Raw genomic sequence first — 22512 nt, forward strand, 5'->3', positions numbered from 1 at the left:
TATTATCTATTCATGATTGTGCTAAGATAAATTAGATTCTGATCTTTGCGATGTAATGTGCGTTTTCAGGAAGCTTTAGATCTCTACCTGCCTCGTCGAAACTCCACATCTTTACACCAGCTCTGGTCGAGTCAAGAACAGCATAGAAATTAAACATCGCAATTCCGTAGTTGAGAAGCTGGTCTTCAGCAGTTGTGAGCTCGTCATCTAGACCAATTAGCGATACGATATCGTCATCAACGATTACTCTGTATGGCTGACGATTGAAGAATGACTGTGCAACAGCAATTGATAGCAGTGCATCTTCAAGCTCAGTGTACAGAAGCTCCATGTTAACTGGCTCTCCGTATACCTTGTAAGATAGAAGGTCCTGCATGCTAATCTTAGGTGCAACCTTCTTCTCGCAAGATACCATCGTAACGTTGGATGGGCTCTTGATATCGAGACGAACGTCCTTTTTAGCCTTGTTGCCGTGTCCAAATGCGATAAATACTGCAAGAGTCTTATCTGTATCAACGCCGAGTGCGCCCTTAGCTGCTTCTGCATCGTTTACAGTTAGCCAGCAAGCATCGAATCCAAGCTGTGTGAGCTTAAGTGTTAGACCCTGTGCGATAAATCCTGCATTCTCTAGATAATGAGGTGCTTCCTCTGAGTAAAGCGCTAAGTAGTTAGGTGCCTTTACAGTAAAGCCGTTATATCCTACGCTGCTTCCTAGGAAATCCACCACATCGCCACCGAAGAAATGAATCTCGGTAGAAATCTCAGGAAGTAGCTTTGGCACTACTTCTTTATAAGCTTTAATTTCCTCAACTGAAGCAGCATCAACTACTGTATCTGCGAAATCGCGGCACGACTGGCGGCGAGAAACAATCTCATCATAATATCTTAGGTATTCCATAAAGTTCTCCTTTCAAGTCCATACATAAGAACATAATATCAATTTTGCACAATTAGTACAAGACGGATAATCAATATATTTCTTAAAAACTATAAAAAAACGATAGCTCTGACAGGGCAAACGGGTGCGCAATAGCCACATCGCACGCACTTTTCAACGCTGATTTCGGCTAGACCACTATCATTCCAGGATATAGCTTGACTGACGCAGCGGGCCTTACATGCTCCGCAGCCCTCGCAGTCACTCTGGTCTACCATCATGCGTTTCTTGCTGATATCGGGTCTGTAATCGCTGCCGAGATTTCCTTCAAAGTAACTGACTGCAGTGTCGACTTCATCCAGACTTCCCATGCCAATCATCACAGCATCTACACCCTCGAGTGAAGTTACGTAATCCAGACATTCTACATAATCCTCAATGATATTTCCTCCACCGAAAGCCTTCATGGTGAATACTCCAACGCCATGATTTGAACAGAGCTTTATCGCTTCCGCCATATCATATCGTGTACCAGGACCCTCCCCGTCTCTGATCCCCATGCCAGCTTTGTTTATCAGTGGGAATACCACATCACACGAGTCTAAGTTCGCCGCTTCAAGGCATGCATCAACATGATGCGTCGATATTCCAATCGCCCTAATTAAGCCGGAGGTTTTTTTGTCCCTAAGCGCCCTCCAAGCCTCACTTCTCTCATGAAGGTCGACAACTCCTCGAACTTCGTGAAGTAGGAAAATATCTATCTTCTCGAGATTAAGTTCAGAAAGGCATTCGTCGACTGCAGCTGATGCACTCTCGTAGTCAATTTCGAGAGTCTTGCTACAGACAACCGGAATATCTAAGTTTTCATCTGATTTAATTGTATCTAGCGCAGGTCTAAGATATCTATAGGTGTCATAATACTGCGCAGTATCAAGAAAGTTAATACCGCTCTTTACCGCATGCACGATGATGCGAGCACCTTCGTCGGTGGAAAGATTCTTTTGCGAGAAACCCATCGTAAGCGTTCCCATACCTACAGCTGAAACCTCTATACCCGATAATCCTAATCTATTTCTATTCATATCATAATTTTAACACGCAACTGATGTATAATACACACTAAAGTTTATGATGAGGGTGTACGTTTTGCTACAAAGTGACGTACGAAATAGGGGAGATAGATGTCGCTAAAAGGGTATGATTTACATTTTTTAAAAAAAGATATTCCTGCCGGAATCATCGTTGCGCTAGTATCCATTCCGATTTCCATCGGGTATGCATTAGTTGCAGGGCTTCCGCCAATTTATGGTCTATATGGATCACTGCTCCCTATATTGGTGTACGGATTGATAACGAGTTCTCCGAGATTCGTTTTCGGGGTTGATGCTGCGCCAGCTGCACTTGTTGGTGGCATGCTATATTCGATGGGCATTGCATATCAATCGCAAGATGCAGTGAGGATAATCCCTGTAATAACACTTTTTACTGCTGCCTGGATACTGATAGCACGCTTAGTCGGACTCGGTAGGCTGGTGAAATTCATCTCATCACCGGTAATGGGAGGCTTCATAACGGGTATCTGCTGCACGATTATATTGATGCAGATCCCTAAGCTGTATGGCGGTGATTCAGGCAGAGGAGAACTCCACGAACTCCTAATACACATTTACAAAACAGCGAGTGCTGGAGTCCAAATTCCGTCACTTGTGCTTGGGCTCGGTACGATCATCATAATCTTGGGATCTAAGAAATTTATCCCAGCGGTACCAATGAGTGCAGTTATGATGTTCGTTGGGGCGGGGCTGAACTATGCTATGGACCTTGGACAATACGGAGTTAAAATGCTTCCGGAGGTGAAGGCAGGGCTGCCGCCTCTGGCTATCCCTGACATTTCGCTGGTTCATGGAAATGTTAGAACTATGATGCTTCAAACGCTTATCATAGCAATCGTAATCATCGCTGAGACTCTTCTTGCAACCAATAACTTCGCACTTAAGTACGATGATAAAATCGATAATAACAGGGAGATTCTCGCCTACGCGATGAGTAATCTAGCTGGTGGTCTCGTTGGCTGCTGCCCTGTAAATGGAAGTGTTTCGAGGAGCAACATAGCTGATCAGTTCGGCGTGAAGTCACAGGTGATGTCGATATCTGCGGCAGCTACGATGATGATAATTCTAATCTTCGGTACAAGTTTTATACATATGCTTCCAGTACCGGTTCTCACTGCAATAGTAATTTCTGCACTCATCAGCAGCACTGAATTTGACCTCGCCGCTAAGTTGCGCAAGGTTGATAGAACCGAGTGGAAGATATTCTATGTGGTTATGTTCACAGTCTTAATATTTGGAACGATATATGGCGTGCTTATCGGAATTATCCTCTCCTTTGTGACAGTAATCATCAGAGCATCCAATCCCCCTAGAAGTAGACTCGGGTATATTCCTGAGAAAGATCAGTTCTATCCCGTCGACAGGACTACAGGTACTCGCGAGATTAAAGGAGTTCTCATATACAGATTCGGAGGAGCGTTGTTCTTTGCTAATGCGAATACGATTAAAGATGAAATTGATGATTTAGTAACCGACGACATGAAAGCCGTAATCATTGATGCCAGTGGCATCACGAGCATCGATGTCACAGCTGTAGATCGGTTGATGATTTTATATAAAAAATATAAAGAGCGTGGCATAAAGCTCTTTCTTACCGAGCACTCTGGAAATTTAAATGATCAACTGCGTGCTTTCGGAGCGGAGCAGATGTTCAAAGACTACGCTATAGTTCCGCATATTTATCAAGCTCTAAAGTCGGTGGGAATAAACAAGCCATATGAACTAGGTGATTGCGAGGGCGATGTCTGTTATATATCCATCAATGGCTCGGCTGGAAGCTCTCAGATTGCTGAGTTTGAATGGGCATATGGTGATCAAGCAGAAGCTAGGATGGAAGAGGTTGCTAATTCGCTCGCAGATAAACTTATTAGTCTTGAAAGAGTAGATGAGGATATGATTCGCGAGGCTGAGCGTAATGCGCTTGGCAGTAACTGGAGTGAGATTGACGAGGAGAAATTCTTAGATTTCCTTGAATTCCAACTTGCGCATCTTCTCGAACTCGGCAAGATAAATCTCGAAAAATTTCAACGAGTACGCGAGAAGATTCTGTTATATCACGCAAAGCTTGACATGCAGATTAACGATAGAAATTCCGAGGAACTCGATGAAATCATCAGGACGAGAATTGTCCGTGAAGAACAATTTAGAAGTAGATTCCCTGATGCATATAATGCTTTTGCAGAAGAGAGAGCTAGGCACAGAGAAATCCTGAAGACTGATTATCCTGAAATCTGGGAGAGAATCATGAAGATTCGCCGAGAGGGAGAAGATAAGGACAAACTCCGAGATAAGGTTCGGGTTCAGATTCATGATAAGCATTTGTTTCCGGGGCTTGATGAGATTGAACATATAGTTGATGGTGTAAAAGATTATTTTCATAGAAAGAAATGATGATAGCTTGTCCATCAAGGTAAGTGCGTCGAGACGATGTACATAAAGAAGCAATTAGGCTGCATATTACTAATATATTAAAATAGAAAGGTTAATTCGTTATGAGGCTGTATATTCTTAGACATGGGCAGACCGACCTAAATAGCGAGAAGCGTTTTCAGGGTCATATGCAAACAGAACTGAATAATGTTGGGATTGCTCAGTCAGAGAAGGTTGGAGAGCTGCTACGCGAGCGTGGCATTAAGTTCGACAAGATTTATTGTAGCCCTCTAGAGAGAGCGATCAAAACAGCAGAAATTGCTACCTCGGAGACTAGAGATAAGTTTATAATAGACGATGATCTCACAGAAATTGACTTCGGGATAAATGAAGGACGAAAGTATGAAGAACTTCAGGGTGGTAAGAACAATATATTTTTGTCTCCGGGCAATTACATGCCTCCAGAAGGTGGCGAGTCACTAGAGACTCTTAAATTCAGGGTAAAGAGGTTCCTTGAGAGGGTGCGAGATGAGAACGATGAAGGAAATATACTGGCGGTATCTCACGGAACGGCAATTCACATGATGCTTCTATATATGAGAGGCATGGAATTCGGTGATTTATGGACGGAACACGTCGGAAACTGCAATGTAACAGTAGTCGATATTGAAGGATGGGAACTTAAAATCAGGGATGACCTTCAGATCGAAACTGATAAATATGTAAAATAGAGAACTTTTTATATAAAAGGGGGTAAGACATGAGAGGTGTTATAGATGTTGGTGGCGGTACACGCGATATATTTGGAGCAGGAGTGTTCGATTATTTTTTAGAGCACGGAATAACTTTTGATAAGTGTTACGGTGTATCGGCAGGCTGTGCGAATATATCGTCCTTTCTTGCTGGACAGCAGCATAGGAATTATGAGTTTTATACGGAGTATTCGATGCGTAAGCAATATATGAGCTTTGATAATTTCTTTAAGACGGGCTCATATGTGGATCTCGATTACGTTTCAGGTGAACTTTCAAACAGTAGCGGTGAGTATCCGCTTGACTACGAGAAGCTGAAGGCTAATCCTGCAGACTTTACATTAGTGGCTGCAGAAGCAAACACAGGTAAGACGAAGTACTTTACGAAAGATGATCTGAGTTTGAATAACTATGATCCGATAAATGCTTCTAGCTCGGTGCCTGTTGTCAATAAACCGTATGAAATAGATGGAGTTGAATATTTTGATGGAGGGCTTGCGGACCCTATTCCTTACCAGAAGGCATTAGACGATGGATGCGATGAGCTTGTGATAATACTCACTAGACCTAAGGATGGATATCGAGTGGATACTAATGACAAGCGGATGGCGCAGATACTTGCCAGGCAATATCCTAAGGCGGCGGAGCTTCTTGAGCATAGAGCTGAAACCTACAATGCTCAGCTAGATGCTATTAAAAAGCTTGAGGAAGAAGGCGTCGCAAAAATCATTGCACCTGAGAGCATTGGGAAACTCAAGACTCTGACTAGAGATGTGAATATGCTTAAGTCACTATATAGAAAGGGCCTTGTTGCGGCAAAAAATGCTGACATAAAGTAGCAAAATTATATTAATTGATATTAGATTAAGTGGATCAAAGTCAAGGCATCACGATTATAGATATATACTCGAAAATTAGCTGATTATGAAAATAGGCAGGAGCATTCGCTCCTGCCTATTTCTTTGATGTTGTTCAATGTAAGCGCCTGAACTCGCTCTTACTGCTCGATTGTATTCATGAAATTATGAAGTAGTTTGAACAGTGCTGCAGCTTCGTCGTCAGTAAGACTAACACATGAACGAATCTCCTGTGGTACGGCAAGCGCTTCCTCACGGAGAGCCATACCCTTGTCCGTAATCTTGATGATTAGATTGCGTTCATCCTTTACCGAACGATTTCTAGTTAGATAACCCTTAGATTCAAGCTTCTTGAGAAGTGGAGTTAGAGTGCCGGAATCAAGGAAAAGTTTATCTCCGAGTTCCTTAACACTCAGCTCGCGAGTCTCCCATAGTACCATCATAGTGATGTACTGTGTATATGTGAGATCCAGCTTGCTCAGAAATGGCTTATATCTGCGAGTTATCTCCTTAGAGCATGCGTACAGCGGAAAGCATAGTTGATTTTCTAGCTTTAGGCTATCGTACTTGTCCATCAGTTTTCCTCCCAGTTGTGCATATACTGTATGCAATTCTCTAAATATACATATTGTTGCATACAATTTAATTTGATTTTAGCCTAATGCAATATATGTGTCAACAATTGTTTGTACAAACGTTCAAAAAATCAAGTATTTTCTTTTGTTGTTATAATATTTCATTGTGTTAAAATATCTAGTGGGGGATTAGAAAAATGACTGAAGTTATGCGACTAGCACGCAAGCTTGTTGAAGACGGGCTTTTGGAACATAACGAATATGTGGAGCTACTTGCAGATAGAGATGATGAGGTTCGTGAGTATCTACGCAGTACAGCACAGGGCATCGCAGTTAGTAACTATGGTCACGATATATTTTTGCGAGGACTCATAGAGTATTCCAACACGTGCAAAAATGACTGCTATTACTGCGGTATTAGACGGAGCAATGATAACGTTGAGAGATATAGGCTTAGTCTTGAAGAAATCCTAAGCTGCTGTGAGATAGGATATCAGATAGGGCTTAGAACATTCGTGCTACAAGGTGGAGAGGATCCATATTTTACGGATGATATGATGTGTGAAATTATCTCTTCGATTAAGTCGCACTATCCCGACTGTGCGTTAACTCTTTCGATTGGAGAAAAGGGGCGCGAGAGCTACGAGCGATATTTCGCGGCCGGTGCAGATAGATACCTGCTGAGGCATGAAACTGCTGATACTGATCATTATAGGCGCCTTCATCCAGAGTCACTTTCGCTAGAGAATCGCATGAGATGTCTCGAAGTACTGAAGGATATTGGGTTTCAAATCGGAGCTGGCTTCATGGTTGGTTCACCGGGGCAGACCTATGATACGATGGCAAGCGATTTTGAGTATTTAAAGAAGCTGAATCCCCATATGATAGGAATCGGACCATTTATACACCATAAGGATACACCGTTTAGGAACGAGGCCGACGGAACACTTGAGCTCACACTTTATTGCCTTAGTATAATGAGGATAATGTTCCCTAAAGCGCTGCTACCAGCGACAACAGCACTAGGTACCATCGATAAGACGGGGCGTGAAAAGGGTGTGCTTGCAGGCGCGAATGTAATAATGCCGAGTCTCTCCCCGGAAAATGCCAGAAGTAAATACCTTCTGTATGAGGGCAAGGTAGGGGTTAAAGACAAGGCAGCGGAAGGTCGCCAGTTGCTCGATGAGAGATTAGCGGAGATCGGGTATAGGACGGTGACAGCGCGTGGAGACTACAAGGGTTGGGATAGAACGTGATTTTCGTATCAACTCAGCTGGTTTGTGTTGATTTATAAAGAATGAAATCAGGCGTTATCATTTGATTATCGACTGATTCACAATATATTGCAGTATGTTTTATTCATTGTGGAGGTGCTTAATGGATAAAGAAACTCGTCCGTATATAGCTTGGGATATTGTGCAGGATTTTATGGTAAAAGCATTTACAGAACTCGGAGTTCCTGAGGCTGATGCCGAGATCTGTGCTGAAGTTCTAATGGAGAGTGATAGGAGAGGTATCGAAAGTCATGGAGTAAATAGATTCAAGCCTATTTACGTTGACCGCATCAACAAAGGTATCCTTAATCCAGTTACAGAGGTTGATATTATCAGAGAATCTCCTACGACCGCAGTGCTTGATGCTAACGATGGCATGGGAATGGTTGCTAGTAAGATGGCTATGGATATGGCTATCGAGAAGGCAAAGAAGTACGGAACTGCCTGCGTTGCCGTTCGTAACTCATCGCACTACGGTATCGCTGGATACTGGACTTCTATGGCGACTGATGAAGGCATGATAGGGATCACGGGAACTAATGCAAGACCTTCAATAGCACCGACATTCGGTGTGGAAAATATGCTTGGAACAAATCCGCTTACGATTGGAATTCCTACGGATGAAGGATATCCATTCTTGATTGACTGTGCGACATCTATAACACAGAGAGGAAAGCTAGAGTTTTACGAGCGCATCGGCAAGGATACTCCGGCAGGAATGGTTATCGGAAGAGACGGTTCAGCTCTGACTGATACATCTTACATCTTGAAAGCACTGAATAATAGGGAAGCTGCGCTGGCTCCACTCGGCGGAATAGGCGAGGAGCTTGGCGGATATAAAGGTTACAGTTATGCGACAGCCGTTGAACTGCTATCGGCAGCGCTTTCTGGAGGTATGTTCCTCAAGAACTTGACGTGTGTAGGCGAAAACGGAGAACTAAGACCTTATCACCTCGGACATTTCTTCATCGTAATTGATCCTGAAGCGATGATTGGCAGAGAGGTGTGTGAGAAGACTGCAGGCGATATACTCAGAGCTCTTAGAGCGTCTCAGAAAGCGCCTGGTCATGACAGAATATACACTGCTGGAGAGAAGGAGTGGGATATAAAAGAATTCCGCAAAGACAAAGGCGTTCCAATGGGAGAGGATGTACAGCGTGAGTTTATCGAGGTGCGTGACTCGCTAGGCATGGATTTCAAATTCCCGTTTGAATAGATAAATTACAACTAAATACGTGTTAAAGGGGGCTATATATGATTAGATTAGCTATCAATGGATTTGGTCGTATAGGTAGACTAGCATTCAGACGTGTCATGGAGATGGAAGAATTCGAAGTTGTTGCAATCAACGATCTAACATCTCCCGATATGCTGGCATACCTGCTAAAATACGATAGTGTACAGGGAACTTATATGGGACATACTGTGGAAAATGACGATGAGTCGATCACAGTTGATGGTAAGAATATCACTATTTACAAGGAATCAGATGCTAGGAAGCTACCTTGGGGAGAATTAGAAATAGATGTCGTGCTTGAATGCACAGGGTTCTACACATCTAAGGAGAAGTCGAAGGCACATCTGGATGCAGGTGCCAAGAAGGTCCTGATTTCAGCACCTGCTGGAAATGATCTAAAGACCATCGTATATGGCGTTAATCACGAGATCCTGACTTCTGAAGACAGAATAGTTTCAGGGGCGTCTTGTACGACGAACTGCCTCGCTCCAATGGCAAAAGCGCTCGCTGATTATAGAGAATTGCGTACAGGATTTATGACGACCATACATGCTTATACTGGCAATCAGAAGATACTCGATGCACCGGATAAGGGGTCTAAATTCAGGAGGTCGAGAGCAGCGGCAATCAATATCGTTCCTACTACCACAGGGGCAGCGCAAGCGATTGGAAATGTAATTCCGGAGCTTGCAGGAAAGCTCATTGGATCTGCGCAACGAGTTCCAGTAGCTACTGGATCCATTACTATCCTAGATGCTACCCTCAAGGACGAGACTGATTCAGTATCAGTAGAAGGCATCAATGCAGCAATGAAAGCCACGCAGGATGCATCGTTTGGTTACAACGAGGATGAAATAGTATCGACAGATGTTATCGGGATGAGCTATGGCTCATTGTTTGATGCAACTCAGACGCTAGCTCAGAAGTGCGGAACGCATATCTACGAAGTCAGAGTAGTTGCATGGTATGACAATGAGATGAGCTATGTAAGCCAGCTGATAAGAACTCTAAGCTACATGGCGAAGCTATAAGGTTATTTCAAAGCAGGAGGGGATTATTAAAATGGAAGTAAAAGAAGCAAGACAATACGTCGTAGACAAACTAGAGTACGCATTTAAGCCAAACTCAATCGCTGTAATAGGGGCTAGCCGTAATGAGACTAAGGTTGGGTTTAAGGTAATCCAGGGACTGAGAAAGTGTGGATATGAGGGAGAGCTTTACCCTATCAATGTTAAGGCTACAGAAGTTGCTGGAATTCCAGCATATCAGAATATAAAGGATGTTCCTGGTGATGTTGACCTAGCATTCGTATCGCTACCAGCAACTGGTGTTTTCGATGCTCTAAAAGACTGCGTTGAGAAAAACGTTAAGATAGCGGTAGTTTCATCATCTGGTTTTAAGGAAGTTGGAAACGGTGACCTGCAAAATGAGATAACCGAGTTCTGTCGCGGACACGAACTTCCGCTGATTGGACCAAACCTAGTAGGTATTGGAACTCCGTACCACGATTTCAACTGCGGATTCATTCCATATCTACCTAACAAGGGACCAGTTGCATTAATCTCACAGTCAGGATCTAACCTACTAGCTGCGCTAGGCTCATCTCAGATTGACCACTTTGGAATCAGCATGTTCGTAGGACTTGGTAACAAGGCTGATGTTGATTTCTGCGAGATGATTAAGTATGCAGACAAAGAGCCTAATACGAAGTGCATCGCAGTTTACATCGAAGCTCTCGATAGCCCTGAAGCATTTAAAAAAGCTTGCCTTGAGTGCGAGAAGCCGATTACTGCAATAAAGGTTGGTTCTTCTGAAATAGGTGTTAAAGCTGCATTTGCTCATACTGCATCTGAGAATCAGGGCCATTCAAATGCTGAGTACGATAAGTTATTCGAGGAATCAGGTGTTCTCCGCGAGAAGACATGGCAGGAGTTCTTAGATACTTCACTCGCTTTAGGTAACTGCCCTCCGCTGAGAGGTGACAATGTAGTTATCATCACAAATGGAGGTGGTGCAGGACTTCTAGCAGCTGACCATTTTGAGAGACTGGGCATGCCTTTAAAGGAGCTAAAGGATATCTCATCAGACCTTAGAGAGAATATCAGAAATTACATGCCTGCATTCGGTTCGCCTCTCAACCCTGTTGATATCAGCGGAACAGCAACCTCTGATATGTATGGTGGTGCACTTAAAACGGCATATAGAGATGAGCACGTTGATGGAATTTTGATTTCCGTTTGCCCAACTGCAGTAACTGATGTTGAGGCTATTACTGAGACTGTAATTAATATTCACAGACAGTACAAGAATCTCGGAAAGCCATTCATAATGGAGTGCCAGGGTGGAAATGAGTGCAGAGAAGCTATCATGAAACTAAGAGACAAAGGAATCCCTGCTTACTCTACACCTGAGCAGGCGGTGAATGCTATGGTTGCACTAAGAAAATATAGCCATATCATGAACAAGAAAGAGAAGCTAATAAAAAATATTTAATGACTCTAATACAGTCTAATTTTAAAAGTGAGATAATGCGTTGTGTTTGAGTGATGCAGGTGTTCCTGCATCACTCTTATAAGGAATGAGTATGAACGGAGACAAACTTTTCAGAATTCTTATGGCCCTATGCCTGGCTATGGGCATTATGGGAATCACCGTCGGGAAATTTATTTTAGGTGGTATTTTCGTCGGACTTGCAGTGGCAATATGGCTGACGACAGGCGGAAAGCACTACAATGATCGTAACCTATATGACAAAATCGTTGAGGGCTGTGAAGATATCACTATAGAGCATATCTATGAATGTCTAAGCTCTGTTGACACATGTTTAGGATGTCCGTGGATGGGGAGCAACACTTTTACGAGTGGAGATGCTATCATGTTTGGACCAAGTCCATTCAAAGACTATATTACGATTTATAAGGATAAAAAAAATAATATTATCGTTAAAAGTGGCACGGAACTCAGTCATATCGTGAGAAATGCGGATAATGAAATCCATTTTAAAGATGTCCTGGACACGAAGAGCATGACGGTTAATCCTAAAACTTATTCGCATTTTGCTAGCTGGAAGCTGATGAGTGCTGTTTTGGTTGACGATTTAACGGAAATAATAAAAAAAATCAAAGCTGGCGACAATTCAGCTGTTAAGTCACTGGGCAAATTTAAATTTTTCTATGCAAATAGCACGGACTGTTTGTATAGAGATGGTGATGATAATGAGTATACCTATGTGAGAACGATAAATGAGCCTCTCGATGTGAGAATCTACGAGATACCTGAAGGTGATGAATCAATTGAAGAAACTGGTGAAATGCTCGCTCAGGTTACAGGATCTGCAAAAGCCGAAAAGAACGGATTTAAGTTCTATATGTCAGGTGAAGAATATGGAACTCTGTACAGAGACACTGAAAGCGATAGTGATTCATACTTTCTTGAGACGAGCGATGGACGTGTTTATATAGAGGGATTTAGAGCTGTGCGAAAGGCAAATCTTAGCTGTAATTACATCATCACGATAGATAGTGTGAGGAAGGCCGTGATTGCAGGAAATGCGAGAATTGCTTTCGAAGAAGATGTGCTCACTGAAAATAGCCTAATCTGCAGTCTGGATGACGAATACCTGCTGTTATATATGGCTATTCAGGAGATGATAATGACCAAAAACAAGTGGCTGAAATAGTTTAGCCACCCTTTAGTTTGATTTTAATATCGCTAAAATGTATAATTAATTTGTATATTTAAATGGGATATTAATGCACTTATTAGAAAGTAGTAAGGGTGATTTGATGAAGAGAATTCTTGTGCCAGTTGATGGTTCACCTAGGAGTTTAATAGCGCTTGAGCAGCTTAAAACCACGTTTTCGCCGAAGGCTTTCGAGGTTGTGCTCGTTATGGTGCGTGAAAATACAGGATATGCGCTCTCTCTCGGTGAGGAAGCAGAGATTCGAGAGGAGCTCGACAAGAAACTCAATTCTATTGCCAGGACAATAGATAAATATAGTGTCATAACGAGATCTGCAGTAGGTCGTGCCGGAGCTAGAGTTATCGAAGCGGCAAAGGAATTTGGCGCAGAGATGATTGTCATGACAAAATCTACGAAGCCAGGCGCAGGTAGCACTATAGGGCTTACGGCATCATACATCATTAGGCATGCACAGTGCGATGTGATGATAGTCAAAGAGTCGGAGACAAAAAAGATTCAAGAGTATAGAGGTGCTATTTATAAGAGAGCAAAGGGGACTGTTGCTCTTCGTGGGCAGCTCAGCCTAAAGCAGAGCGAATGCTTAATTCCTAGTGTAAAGGGTGATGTGATATATCACATCGATGTTAAGAGAGGAAGAGTTAGATTCCTTCATAGGTCGTTTAATGCTGTTACTAAGGAGTGGGATTTACCACCAACAAACGGTCAACAAGAGGTATATGAGATCGAAGCAGGGGTATCGATTCAGATTCCAGTCAATGCTACTGGAGATGGCAAGATGGCCGATAGAATCAGAATATTAAATCGTAGCATGAAGACTGAAGCTGTGTTCGACTATGAGATTACAGCTGATAAGAGAGCTCTAAACTCACATTCTGCATCTGAATCAAGCGAGATTCAGGACAGAACGGATGTCGATAAGACTGATAATGACAAATCTTCTGATGTAAAAGAAGCTTTGGTATCCAATGCCGATGCCGTTACTGACGAATCGGTTCTTGAAAAAGTGCCTGGGGCGGAAGTATCAAATGATTCTAGCGTGAACGCGGAGGAAGCTACCGAGATTCTTAACTCTGCAGATTCAGTTGAATCTGCAGAAGCTGAACATGTAGAGGTAACTGAACCAGAGGCGAATGAATCGAAAGTAGCTGAACTAGATGCTGATGAATCAGAAGCAACTGAATCAGAGGCTGGTGCATCTGAGCAAGCTGAATCAGAAACAACTGAATTAGTGGTTTCAGAAGAAGCGGTCGAGACATCTGAATCTGAAGATAGAACAGGTGCAGATAGTGTAGAAACTGAAGAAACCGAAGAAACTGAAGAAAGTTCAGAAACTTTAGACTTGAGTGATCTAGAGAAAGAGCTTGAATCTACACCTAAAGGTTCAAAGGACACGATTGCAGCTATCGAGAAACTTTGTGCTACAGGTGCCATTGATGCAGTTGAGCTCATCAAGGCGCTTGATGAACTTGAAGCGAAGTCCGAAGAATCTCAGGAGTAAGTAATAAAGATAAATATATACTTTCAAAATCAGAGTATATTCAGAAGTATGATTATGAAATGCAAATAACTGTGTCAGGATTGACAGTTTTAAGCGTATTTGATATTCTATAACGAGTAATTAGGAGGATAACGTAATGAGCAGAATTAAGACAATTTCAACAAGAAATATGGCAAAGTCAACACTTTCTGGTGGATGCGGTGAGTGCCAGACATCTTGCCAGTCCGCAAGCAAGACTTCATGCAGCGTTGCTAATCAGCATTGCGAGCAGGCTAAGAACAAATAGTAACTGAAAGCGCTGCTTATTGCAGCGCTTTTTTATTGTTTGAGCTATTTCCCCGATTATTGAAGATTAACGAAATGAATTTTATAAGGTATGGTACAAGAGTAAATGATACATCAGTATAAATTAAACGGATATAACATAGTGATGGATGTGAATAGCGGAGCTGTTCACTCTGTAGATGAGGTAGCCTACGATATAATCGCCTTGTATGACAAAGGTGTGCCTAGAGAGGAAATCATAGATGAGATAAAAGCTAAGTACGGTTCAGTTGCAGATAGTGATGTCGATGAGACAATAGCTGATATCGAGGAACTTAAGGCGGAGAAGCTGCTTTTCTCAGATGACCCATTTGAGGAGATTGCGGGCGATTTAAAAGCTAAACAGTCTGTGCTCAAAGCAATCTGTCTCCACGTCGCACATGGATGTAATATGGACTGCAAATACTGTTTTGCGGGTAAAGGTGAGTACAGTGGCAAAGCGGGAATCATGTCTCTTGAAGTTGGTAAGCAGGCACTTGACTTCCTGGTCGAAAATTCCGGAAGCCGTAAGAATCTTGAAGTTGATTTCTTTGGTGGCGAGCCACTTTTGAACTGGGACGTATGCAAAGAACTCGTTGCGTATGGAAGAGAGCTCGAGAAGACGCATAACAAGCACTTTAATTTTACGCTTACTACAAATGGTGTACTGATTGATGACGATGTAATCGAATTCGCAGATAGAGAATGTAGCAATGTTGTTCTGAGCATGGACGGACGCCGAAAGACACACGACTTCATGCGTACGAGCAAAGATGGCAAAGGTACGTATGACAAGATTATAGAAAAATTTAAGAGCCTGGCTGAGGATAGGGGACAGAAACAGTATTATATGCGTGGAACGTATACTGCACATAATAAGGATTTTGCTGAAGATGTGCTAGCTATGGCGGATCTTGGATTTAAAGAAACCAGTATAGAGCCTGTTGTCAGCGATCCTAGCACCGATTATGCTCTTCATGAGGAAGATCTGGATATCTTGAAGGCGCAGTATGAGAAACTAGCCATTGAGATGCTAGAGAGAGAAAAGAGAGGCGAGGGGTTTAACTTCTATCATTACACAGTGGATCTTACGGGAGGACCTTGTATTTATAAGCGCGTTAGCGGATGCGGTGTAGGTACGGAATACCTTGCAGTTACACCGTCTGGAGACCTTTATCCGTGTCATCAGTTCGTGGGAGATGATGATTACAAGGTCGGAAATGTCTATGATGGGATAGAAAAGCAGGAAATAATAGACGGTTTTAGATACAATAACAACCTATACACTAGAGATAAGTGCCGTGGTTGTTTTGCCAAGTTATATTGCTCTGGTGGATGTGCAGCGAATAATCTTCATACTAATGGAGATATCAACAAGGTTTACGACTTTGGGTGTGAGCTTCACAAAAAGAGAATTGAGTGTGCGCTCATGCTAAAGGTAGCCGAAGAAGAGCTCGGCATCGACAGAATATCAGAATAAGTGACCGATAACTATAATCCATACTGGAAGTGTAATCATCGACATCATCGTGGACATGGCAACGGCTTCTGACATAAGTTTAGTGTCCTTGTGTTCAGCAGCCGCTAAAGCTACACTGAGAACAGCGCTAGGATATGTAAATGAAAGAGCTATAGTGAGTTTTAAGACGTTAGCTAGCGGTAAAAACCAAATTGTGACAATCGCCAGTGCTGGCTCTAGCACTAGACATACGAGGCTAGAAACAATTAACTCTTTGTCTGTGATAAGACCTCTGAGTTTGCAATCGCCGAGTTGGATACCGATTATAATCATGGATAACGGAACAGTTGTTTCTCCGATAGATGATAGGAAATTCATGGCAGGGGCAGGAATCCTGATACCAGAAAATAGAACAATTACGGAACAGATTGAGACGATTGTCACGACGTTTTTGAACGGCTTGATAATTGTCTCTTTGCTTATAGCTCTAATCTTACCAGAGCCATCTTTGCTTTCACCTAGGTTCATCTGAATCATGCAGCCTATAAATAGGTATAAGTTACATGCGATATTCTGGACTACTGAATAATAAAGCACAACTTGACCAAATACTGAGCGAGCGATAGGAAAGCCCATAAAACCTGAATTGCAGGTAACCATAGCTACCGATAAGACATTTTGCTGATCGTTGTTTTTCTTGCTAAATAATCTGGAGATTCTAACCGATATTGCACCAAAAACAATGAACATAAATATTGAGAGAATTATAATAATAATCGTGTTTGAAAGTGTATCAGGGCATATAGATTGACCGCAGATTGAATAAATCAAAAGGCATGGAGTCGTAATGTTCAAAACTAGTGAAATCAAGTGATTTATTGAGTCTGTTCCTAATATACGAAGCTTATTTGCAGCAAAACCTATAGCTATATATAAAAATATAACAAAAACTTTTGAAGCTATTAATTGCATAGCGCTATTGTCCTTTCTTTTACAAGTAATATAATACCAAAAATTCGTCATTAACAAAATACGCCGTGTTTTATTTGTGAACCAAGATAAAATACATAAATAAGCAGTTCGTTATGGTATAATTACTATGATTTTTGAGAATAAGAGACCGAGGCTTCTTAGGTGAATCGGACTTTTATTTCAAAAAAATGGGTATTGTTAAGGAGATGTAGATGGACAAAGTGATTTTGGCGACGCAGAACGAAGGGAAAATTCGTGAGATGCGCGACATATTCTCTAAGTTTGGCATGGTTGTTATCTCGCGTGATGAGATGGGCTTGCCAAAGGATGAAATAGAAGAAACTGGCACAACTTTTGAAGAAAACTCTTACATAAAGGCTTCTGCGATTGCTAAACAGTGCGACGGGATAGTAGTTGCAGATGATAGCGGTATAGCCGTTGATTGCATTGGAGGAAAGCCGGGTGTTTATTCAGCGCGATTTGCTGGTGAAGGCTGTACTCCGCATGACAACAATGTAAAACTACTTCAATTAATGGACGGTATCCCAACTGAAGAAAGAGGGGCTCGTTTTGTGTCAGTGATTACGCTTATATATCCAGATGGAACTAAGCTTGTAGCTCGTGGAGAGTGCGAAGGTTCCATTTCTGAGGAGATGCGTGGCGAGAATGGCTTCGGGTACGATCCGATATTTATTCCAAAAGGATATAATCAGACTTTTGGTGAGCTGCCTGCAGAGCTCAAGAACAGAATTAGCCATAGGGCTAAGTCGCTTCTGAAGCTAGAGGAACTTATCAATGAACAAAGAGACAGAAAATAATTCAAATATTATTGACAAGGAGAAGAAAAAGAAAGTTCGCCTGAATAAAGACAATTTTATTAAAATTGTCTTTCACATATTCAGACAGTTCGACGACCAGTATTATGCGGGTTTTGCCGCACAGGTTGCGTATTACTTCTTCATGGCCAGCGTTCCAACACTCATAGTGCTTTCACAGGTACTAGGAGTTTTTGACTTATCATTAGATATTATAAAGAACTGGCTCAATCATAATGTTGATTCGCAGCTTAGCGGGTTCGTAATGGGGCTATTTTCCGCTTCATCTGTGAGGCTAGGTAACTTCATCATGATTTTCTTAGCGCTTTGGTCAGCTTCTGCCTTGGAGTTCTCGCTCTCTAGATTGACGAGTTATACGCTGACTGAAGGTGCTTATAAATTCAACTTCTTTGCAGAGAGGCTGAAAGCTGTTCCCACAGCCGCAATTACTATTTTTGCAGTAGCATTTACACTTGTCGTATTCGTATATGGAGAAGATATATTTTACAAGTTATTTAATGGTGGTATCCTTGCAAGAGCTCTTATTGCACTAAAGCTGCCGATTGTAGCAATATCTTTCTTCGCCATGATTACTTTAAATTATTATATATTACCACTTGTAAGAGTACCGATTAGAGCGATACTTCCGGGGGCAGTGTTCTCGTCATTCGGACTTTTGATTGCGACCACGATATATGCGAATTACATCAGTTACTCGGTAAATTACGACATTCTGTACGGTGCATTCGCGTCGATTGTCGCTCTGATGCTGTGGTTCTATATAATTTCGTGGATACTGTGCGTCGGGATGATGTTCAATAAGGCATGGGATGAAGTCATGCAGCGGAATAGACTGAGTCATGAAAAGATGATTGAGTATATAGAGAAGAAGTCGATGCTACTTGGAGAGGAAAAATCAAAGAGATACATTATATCGGGTGATGATAATTGCGGCGCTGAACTAGAAACAATTGCAGTTAAGTTAAGCCGTAAATTTGTCAAAGGCTACGAAGAAGAGCTTCGTAAAGAAAAGCAGCGAAAGGCGCACCGCAAGCTGTAGCTTGTGTGTACTGGTGATATAATTCTTATAAATTGGTGGGGCTATAGTCTCAGGTTAACTTGAGGTGAACGATATGGAAGGATTTAATATTATTGAAACTATCGATAGAAAGAAACTGCTATTTATTCTAAATCCTCGTGCAGGCACTATGCAGGCGAGCAAGAATTTAAGTGATATCCTGCAGATATTTTCTGATGCCGGGTGTTTAACCAGTGTGCTGGTGACAACAAAATCAGGTGACGCAAGAGAATTTGCACATCTATACGCCAATGATTACGATGTGGTTGCTTGTGCAGGTGGAGATGGTACTTATAACGAGATGATCGATGGCATTATATCTTCGGGGGCTAAGTGCAAGGTCGGATATATTCCTGCTGGTAGCACTAATGACTTTGGGGCTAGCATCGGATTGTCGAAGAATATCATTGGAGCAGCAAAAGCTATTGCAAATGATGAGTCGATTACGCTTGATGTAGGTTCGTTTAATGGGCGCTACTTCTCATATGTGGCCTCGTTTGGAGCTTTTACAAGCACATCTTATTCAGTGCCGCAGAACCTTAAGAATATACTTGGGCACACTGCATATGTGCTACAAGGAATCAAGGACATAGTTAATATTAAATCCCAACATGTAAAGGTTATCACAGACGAGGGACTTCCGACTGAACGCGTTATTGAAGAGGACCTGGTATTTGGTGCTGTATGCAATGCGACATCTGTAGGCGGAGTGCTTAAGCTCGATTCATTCAGAGTAGATATGAATGACGGACTGATGGAGGTGCTGCTAATCAAGTCACCTAAAAACCTGTTAGATGTGAATTCGATTGCAAGGTCACTGCTGGCAAATGATTTAGACACTAAGGATATTGCATTCTATAGCGCAAAGACTGTCCGGTTTGAGATGAGCTCCGACATTCCGTGGACTCTCGACGGAGAGTATAAGGAGGGCGAAAGTGATATCAAGATTGAGACAATCTGTGATGCGGTAAATATTTTGGTTTAGAGATTGATTTCTGGAAGAGGTTCTTAATTTTTGGAACCTCTTTTTTACGCAATTAGACTTGATAGGTGATCGAATACACAGAGACGGTTGTTAGGTGCACTTTAGGTCAAGAAGAAAGGGAAGTAATGGCAGCAGAAGCAGTTGATAAAATAAAGAAGGACATAAATGACGAAAAAACTCGTCGTAGTAACCTTACAAGGGCAGATTTAGAAAAATCCTATATTGAGTTGGAAAGTAATAATTTCGATTCCGGCATGAGGATAAAATTCGCAGCCGACTTAGCAGAAAGTAATGAAATTTCATATCACTATGAACTTATTATCAAAGACTGGGAACAGAATTTAAATCTATATCTTGAAAATGGTTTTTATAAACATGACAGAGAAGGGATAGTACTTTTATTTGGGAAACTGGATGAAAATATAGATGAAAAAGTAAAAGTATACACAGCTTATCTATTGGCAAAAGCATTATCGCAATTAAAGCATAGAGAATTTTATCTACCGTTTTGTAATAAAGCCTGTGATATTCTTGTTTCGCTTTTAGATACAAATGATGATAACCTTCGTTGTAAAGTCATCATTGCCATTGGCTTTATAGGAGCATCGAATGAAATTGAACTGCTTGCGCATCAGTTGCTCTGTGATGAGGAAGCTCTTTGCCGAGCGTGGTCTGCATCTAGCCTTATGCAGATGATGTTTCATCGTGTTAAAATAGAAGAGTTACAGGAAAGAACTATATTATCATTTCTCGAAGGGATTTCTAGTGAAATGGATTTATATACCTTGGGAATTATGATAGAAGCGGCGCAAACCATATTTGGAAAAAGATGGATATCTTCATCCGCTGTAGAAAGTGAAGAAACTGCAGCAATCGAGAAAGCGAGAAAAACAGCTGTGCGTTTTTTACGGAAGTAATCAAAATTACTAATCTGATTAAGAATTTAAAACTGCTGGCAGATGCGTTACACATCTGCCAGCAGTTTGTGTTGGTTCTGCTTTAGCAGTGGATTCGCCAAGCGATAGCGAGGTGAATCAATAAACCACCGGCTATGCCGGTGTGATTAGGATAGCTTTAGCTTCAAGAAAAAACCCTCCAATGTTATCATGATGTTGGTTCGCCAACCATATCAAATAACAAAGGAGGTTGCCGTCATGGACGACAAAAATACTCTAGCACATACAAGCTGGGATTTTGAAGCCGATCAGAAAAGATTATGTCTTTCAAGAATTGGTAAATCCTATTTATAATCGCAAGGATAATCAAGTCACGGTATCACTGGCAGTAAAGTATCTCGACCAGCAGACCAAAGCAACGCAAGTATCTCAATTTGATTTGGTGCTAGAAAAGGTAGGAAATAACTGGAAGATTATAAAATAACTTTTAGTACATGGTTATAGCTATTTGTAACTGCTATTTTGTAACCACGTTCTCCTTTGACAAAAAATCGGATATATCTTTACAAATGTACTCTTATGTGCTAATGTTAATGTAAGTATATAAAAGGAGTTAATAAATATGCGGCAAGGTATTCTTAAATAAACTGTCAATTTGATAGTGGGAACAAATAATTAGATGTCCCTTTTTAGGAGGGGTTAGTTTTTTGTGCCCAGTTTAAGAATACTTTTATCATGTGATTATGAAGTATACAGAAAATATCTGTATGCTTATGATTGTGCATTTATTTCCCAGTGATAAGAGTATCTGTCACTGGGATTTTTTATGCCTTTTTGGCTTTTGAATGGAGGAAAATCACATGAAAATTATTAATATAGGTGTTTTAGCTCATGTTGACGCAGGAAAAACTACTTTGACAGAAAGCTTACTATATACTAGTGGAGCGATTGCGGAGTCAGGAAGCGTGGATAGAGGCACAACAAGAACGGATACTACATTTTTAGAACGTCAGCGAGGAATTACAATTCAGACAGCAGTAACCTCTTTTCAGTGGAAAGATATTAAGGTAAACATCATAGATACTCCAGGACATATGGATTTTTTAGCAGAAGTATATCGCTCGTTATCAGTTTTAGATGGGGCAATCCTACTAATTTCTGCGAGAGATGGAGTACAAGCACAAACTCGGATATTATTTCATGCACTAAATAAAATGGGTATTCCCACAATCTTTTTTATCAATAAGATTGACCAAAATGGGATTGATTTATCAACGGTTTATCAAGATATTAAAGAGAAACTTTCTATGGAAATTATAATCAAACAGAAAGTAGAACTGCACCCTAATATGTGTGTGATGAGCTGTACGGAATCTGAACAATGGGATACGGTAATAGAAGGAAATGATTACCTTTTGGAGAAATATATACTTGGGAAATCATTAGAAGCATTGGAACTCGAACAAGAGGAAATCAGAAGATTTCAGAATTGCTCCTTGTACCCTGTTTATCACGGAAGTGCAAAAAGCAATATAGGGATTGAGCAGCTTATAGAAGTGATAACAAATAAATTTTATTCATCAACATACAGAAAGAAGTCTGAACTTTGCGGAAATGTCTTCAAAATTGAATATTCGGAAGAAAGACAACGTCTTGCATATGTACGCCTTTATGGCGGTGTCCTGCATTTGCGGGATTCGGTTAGAATATCGGAAAAGGAAAAAATAAAAATTACAGAAATGTATACTT

At 41.4% G+C, this 22512-nt stretch carries 22 protein-coding genes; 18 read left to right on the plus strand and 4 right to left on the minus strand.

Annotation, left to right across the window (positions count from 1 at the left end; genetic code table 11):
• Positions 1-31: 31 nt before the first annotated feature.
• Together Q7O90_RS04255 and Q7O90_RS04260 are read right to left on the minus strand one after the other, a co-directional pair.
• Positions 32-898 (minus strand): nitroreductase family protein, encoded by an 867-nt coding sequence (locus Q7O90_RS04255; protein WP_304127896.1) that lies wholly within the window; start codon positions 896-898, stop codon positions 32-34.
• Between the two features lie 89 nt (positions 899-987).
• Positions 988-1959 (minus strand): aldo/keto reductase, encoded by a 972-nt coding sequence (locus Q7O90_RS04260; protein ID WP_304127898.1) that lies wholly within the window; start codon positions 1957-1959, stop codon positions 988-990.
• Between the two features lie 99 nt (positions 1960-2058).
• Here Q7O90_RS04260 and Q7O90_RS04265 point away from each other — a divergent pair, with 99 nt between their 5' ends.
• From Q7O90_RS04265 to Q7O90_RS04275, 3 genes are all read left to right on the plus strand, one after another.
• Positions 2059-4380 carry a SulP family inorganic anion transporter gene (locus tag Q7O90_RS04265; RefSeq protein ID WP_304127901.1) on the plus strand — a complete coding sequence of 774 codons (2322 nt, stop codon included), beginning with the start codon at positions 2059-2061 and terminating at the stop codon, positions 4378-4380.
• A 101-nt stretch (positions 4381-4481) separates the two neighbouring features.
• Entirely contained in the window at positions 4482-5090 is a 609-nt protein-coding gene (locus Q7O90_RS04270; RefSeq protein ID WP_304127904.1) for a histidine phosphatase family protein, read from the plus strand.
• A gap of 29 nt (positions 5091-5119) precedes the next feature.
• Positions 5120-5950, plus strand: coding sequence for a patatin-like phospholipase family protein (locus Q7O90_RS04275; RefSeq protein WP_304127907.1), 831 nt, complete (start codon positions 5120-5122; stop codon positions 5948-5950).
• Between the two features lie 158 nt (positions 5951-6108).
• Here the strand turns inward: Q7O90_RS04275 and Q7O90_RS04280 are convergent, their stop codons facing one another.
• The gene (locus tag Q7O90_RS04280) at positions 6109-6543 is read right to left on the minus strand and encodes a MarR family winged helix-turn-helix transcriptional regulator (protein WP_330603816.1); all 435 of its coding nucleotides are present in this window, start codon (positions 6541-6543) and stop codon (positions 6109-6111) included.
• 197 nt (positions 6544-6740) lie between these two features.
• Between Q7O90_RS04280 and hydE the strand changes: the two genes are divergently transcribed.
• From hydE to scfB, 8 genes are all read left to right on the plus strand, one after another.
• Entirely contained in the window at positions 6741-7799 is a 1059-nt protein-coding gene (gene hydE / locus Q7O90_RS04285; RefSeq protein ID WP_304127909.1) for a [FeFe] hydrogenase H-cluster radical SAM maturase HydE, read from the plus strand.
• Positions 7800-7920: 121 nt separating this feature from the next.
• Entirely contained in the window at positions 7921-9033 is a 1113-nt protein-coding gene (locus Q7O90_RS04290) for an Ldh family oxidoreductase (RefSeq protein ID WP_304127912.1), read from the plus strand.
• 38 nt (positions 9034-9071) lie between these two features.
• A complete protein-coding gene (gap, locus tag Q7O90_RS04295; protein ID WP_304127914.1) occupies positions 9072-10085 on the plus strand; it encodes a type I glyceraldehyde-3-phosphate dehydrogenase in 1014 nt (337 codons plus the stop codon).
• Positions 10086-10116: 31 nt separating this feature from the next.
• On the plus strand, positions 10117-11547 hold the full coding sequence (locus Q7O90_RS04300; RefSeq protein ID WP_304127917.1) for an acetate--CoA ligase family protein: 1431 nt from the start codon (positions 10117-10119) through the stop codon (positions 11545-11547).
• A 91-nt stretch (positions 11548-11638) separates the two neighbouring features.
• On the plus strand, positions 11639-12733 hold the full coding sequence (locus Q7O90_RS04305) for a hypothetical protein (RefSeq protein ID WP_304127920.1): 1095 nt from the start codon (positions 11639-11641) through the stop codon (positions 12731-12733).
• Between the two features lie 106 nt (positions 12734-12839).
• Positions 12840-14255, plus strand: coding sequence for a universal stress protein (locus tag Q7O90_RS04310; RefSeq protein ID WP_304127922.1), 1416 nt, complete (start codon positions 12840-12842; stop codon positions 14253-14255).
• A gap of 136 nt (positions 14256-14391) precedes the next feature.
• A complete protein-coding gene (gene scfA / locus Q7O90_RS04315) occupies positions 14392-14541 on the plus strand; it encodes a six-cysteine ranthipeptide SCIFF (protein ID WP_106057136.1) in 150 nt (49 codons plus the stop codon).
• Positions 14542-14646: 105 nt separating this feature from the next.
• Positions 14647-16038, plus strand: a complete 1392-nt coding sequence (scfB, locus tag Q7O90_RS04320; protein WP_273279626.1) for a thioether cross-link-forming SCIFF peptide maturase — start codon at positions 14647-14649, stop codon at positions 16036-16038.
• On the opposite strand, the gene Q7O90_RS04325 is transcribed toward scfB, so the two are convergent.
• Positions 16030-16989, minus strand: a complete 960-nt coding sequence (locus Q7O90_RS04325) for an AEC family transporter (RefSeq protein WP_304127928.1) — start codon at positions 16987-16989, stop codon at positions 16030-16032. The two genes, scfB and Q7O90_RS04325, sit on opposite strands and share 9 nt — an antisense overlap.
• A 212-nt stretch (positions 16990-17201) precedes the next feature.
• On the opposite strand from Q7O90_RS04325, the gene Q7O90_RS04330 reads away from it, so the two are divergent.
• The 7 genes from Q7O90_RS04330 to Q7O90_RS04360 all read left to right on the plus strand — a co-directional run.
• On the plus strand, positions 17202-17807 hold the full coding sequence (locus tag Q7O90_RS04330; protein ID WP_304127931.1) for an XTP/dITP diphosphatase: 606 nt from the start codon (positions 17202-17204) through the stop codon (positions 17805-17807).
• Positions 17785-18864, plus strand: coding sequence for a YihY/virulence factor BrkB family protein (locus tag Q7O90_RS04335; RefSeq protein WP_304127934.1), 1080 nt, complete (start codon positions 17785-17787; stop codon positions 18862-18864). The genes Q7O90_RS04330 and Q7O90_RS04335 overlap by 23 nt, the downstream gene beginning before the upstream one ends.
• A gap of 73 nt (positions 18865-18937) precedes the next feature.
• On the plus strand, positions 18938-19867 hold the full coding sequence (locus tag Q7O90_RS04340) for a diacylglycerol/lipid kinase family protein (protein WP_304127935.1): 930 nt from the start codon (positions 18938-18940) through the stop codon (positions 19865-19867).
• Between the two features lie 125 nt (positions 19868-19992).
• Positions 19993-20784, plus strand: a complete 792-nt coding sequence (locus Q7O90_RS04345; protein ID WP_304127937.1) for a HEAT repeat domain-containing protein — start codon at positions 19993-19995, stop codon at positions 20782-20784.
• A gap of 313 nt (positions 20785-21097) precedes the next feature.
• Positions 21098-21247, plus strand: coding sequence for a conjugal transfer protein (locus tag Q7O90_RS08250; protein WP_442929244.1), 150 nt, complete (start codon positions 21098-21100; stop codon positions 21245-21247).
• 289 nt (positions 21248-21536) lie between these two features.
• Positions 21537-21608, plus strand: a complete 72-nt coding sequence (locus Q7O90_RS04355) for a tetracycline resistance protein (protein WP_230373340.1) — start codon at positions 21537-21539, stop codon at positions 21606-21608.
• Between the two features lie 15 nt (positions 21609-21623).
• On the plus strand, positions 21624-22512 hold an 889-nt coding region (locus tag Q7O90_RS04360), incomplete at its 3' end, for a GTP-binding protein (RefSeq protein WP_304127940.1).

Source organism: Mogibacterium diversum (assembly GCF_938028775.1).
Taxonomy (GTDB): Bacteria; Bacillota; Clostridia; order Peptostreptococcales; family Anaerovoracaceae; genus Mogibacterium; species Mogibacterium diversum_A.

What these genes read in the sequence shown, in the direction of transcription:
- Q7O90_RS04255 (WP_304127896.1), bottom strand. Translation starts at nt 898, where the DNA reads ATGGAATACCTAAGATATTATGATGAGATTGTTTCTCGCCGCCAGTCG.
- Q7O90_RS04260 (WP_304127898.1), bottom strand. Translation starts at nt 1,959, where the DNA reads ATGAATAGAAATAGATTAGGATTATCGGGTATAGAGGTTTCAGCTGTA.
- Q7O90_RS04265 (WP_304127901.1), top strand. Translation starts at nt 2,059, where the DNA reads ATGTCGCTAAAAGGGTATGATTTACATTTTTTAAAAAAAGATATTCCT.
- Q7O90_RS04270 (WP_304127904.1), top strand. Translation starts at nt 4,482, where the DNA reads ATGAGGCTGTATATTCTTAGACATGGGCAGACCGACCTAAATAGCGAG.
- Q7O90_RS04275 (WP_304127907.1), top strand. Translation starts at nt 5,120, where the DNA reads ATGAGAGGTGTTATAGATGTTGGTGGCGGTACACGCGATATATTTGGA.
- Q7O90_RS04280 (WP_330603816.1), bottom strand. Translation starts at nt 6,543, where the DNA reads ATGGACAAGTACGATAGCCTAAAGCTAGAAAATCAACTATGCTTTCCG.
- hydE (WP_304127909.1), top strand. Translation starts at nt 6,741, where the DNA reads ATGACTGAAGTTATGCGACTAGCACGCAAGCTTGTTGAAGACGGGCTT.
- Q7O90_RS04290 (WP_304127912.1), top strand. Translation starts at nt 7,921, where the DNA reads ATGGATAAAGAAACTCGTCCGTATATAGCTTGGGATATTGTGCAGGAT.
- gap (WP_304127914.1), top strand. Translation starts at nt 9,072, where the DNA reads ATGATTAGATTAGCTATCAATGGATTTGGTCGTATAGGTAGACTAGCA.
- Q7O90_RS04300 (WP_304127917.1), top strand. Translation starts at nt 10,117, where the DNA reads ATGGAAGTAAAAGAAGCAAGACAATACGTCGTAGACAAACTAGAGTAC.
- Q7O90_RS04305 (WP_304127920.1), top strand. Translation starts at nt 11,639, where the DNA reads ATGAACGGAGACAAACTTTTCAGAATTCTTATGGCCCTATGCCTGGCT.
- Q7O90_RS04310 (WP_304127922.1), top strand. Translation starts at nt 12,840, where the DNA reads ATGAAGAGAATTCTTGTGCCAGTTGATGGTTCACCTAGGAGTTTAATA.
- scfA (WP_106057136.1), top strand. Translation starts at nt 14,392, where the DNA reads ATGAGCAGAATTAAGACAATTTCAACAAGAAATATGGCAAAGTCAACA.
- scfB (WP_273279626.1), top strand. Translation starts at nt 14,647, where the DNA reads ATGATACATCAGTATAAATTAAACGGATATAACATAGTGATGGATGTG.
- Q7O90_RS04325 (WP_304127928.1), bottom strand. Translation starts at nt 16,989, where the DNA reads ATGCAATTAATAGCTTCAAAAGTTTTTGTTATATTTTTATATATAGCT.
- Q7O90_RS04330 (WP_304127931.1), top strand. Translation starts at nt 17,202, where the DNA reads ATGGACAAAGTGATTTTGGCGACGCAGAACGAAGGGAAAATTCGTGAG.
- Q7O90_RS04335 (WP_304127934.1), top strand. Translation starts at nt 17,785, where the DNA reads ATGAACAAAGAGACAGAAAATAATTCAAATATTATTGACAAGGAGAAG.
- Q7O90_RS04340 (WP_304127935.1), top strand. Translation starts at nt 18,938, where the DNA reads ATGGAAGGATTTAATATTATTGAAACTATCGATAGAAAGAAACTGCTA.
- Q7O90_RS04345 (WP_304127937.1), top strand. Translation starts at nt 19,993, where the DNA reads ATGGCAGCAGAAGCAGTTGATAAAATAAAGAAGGACATAAATGACGAA.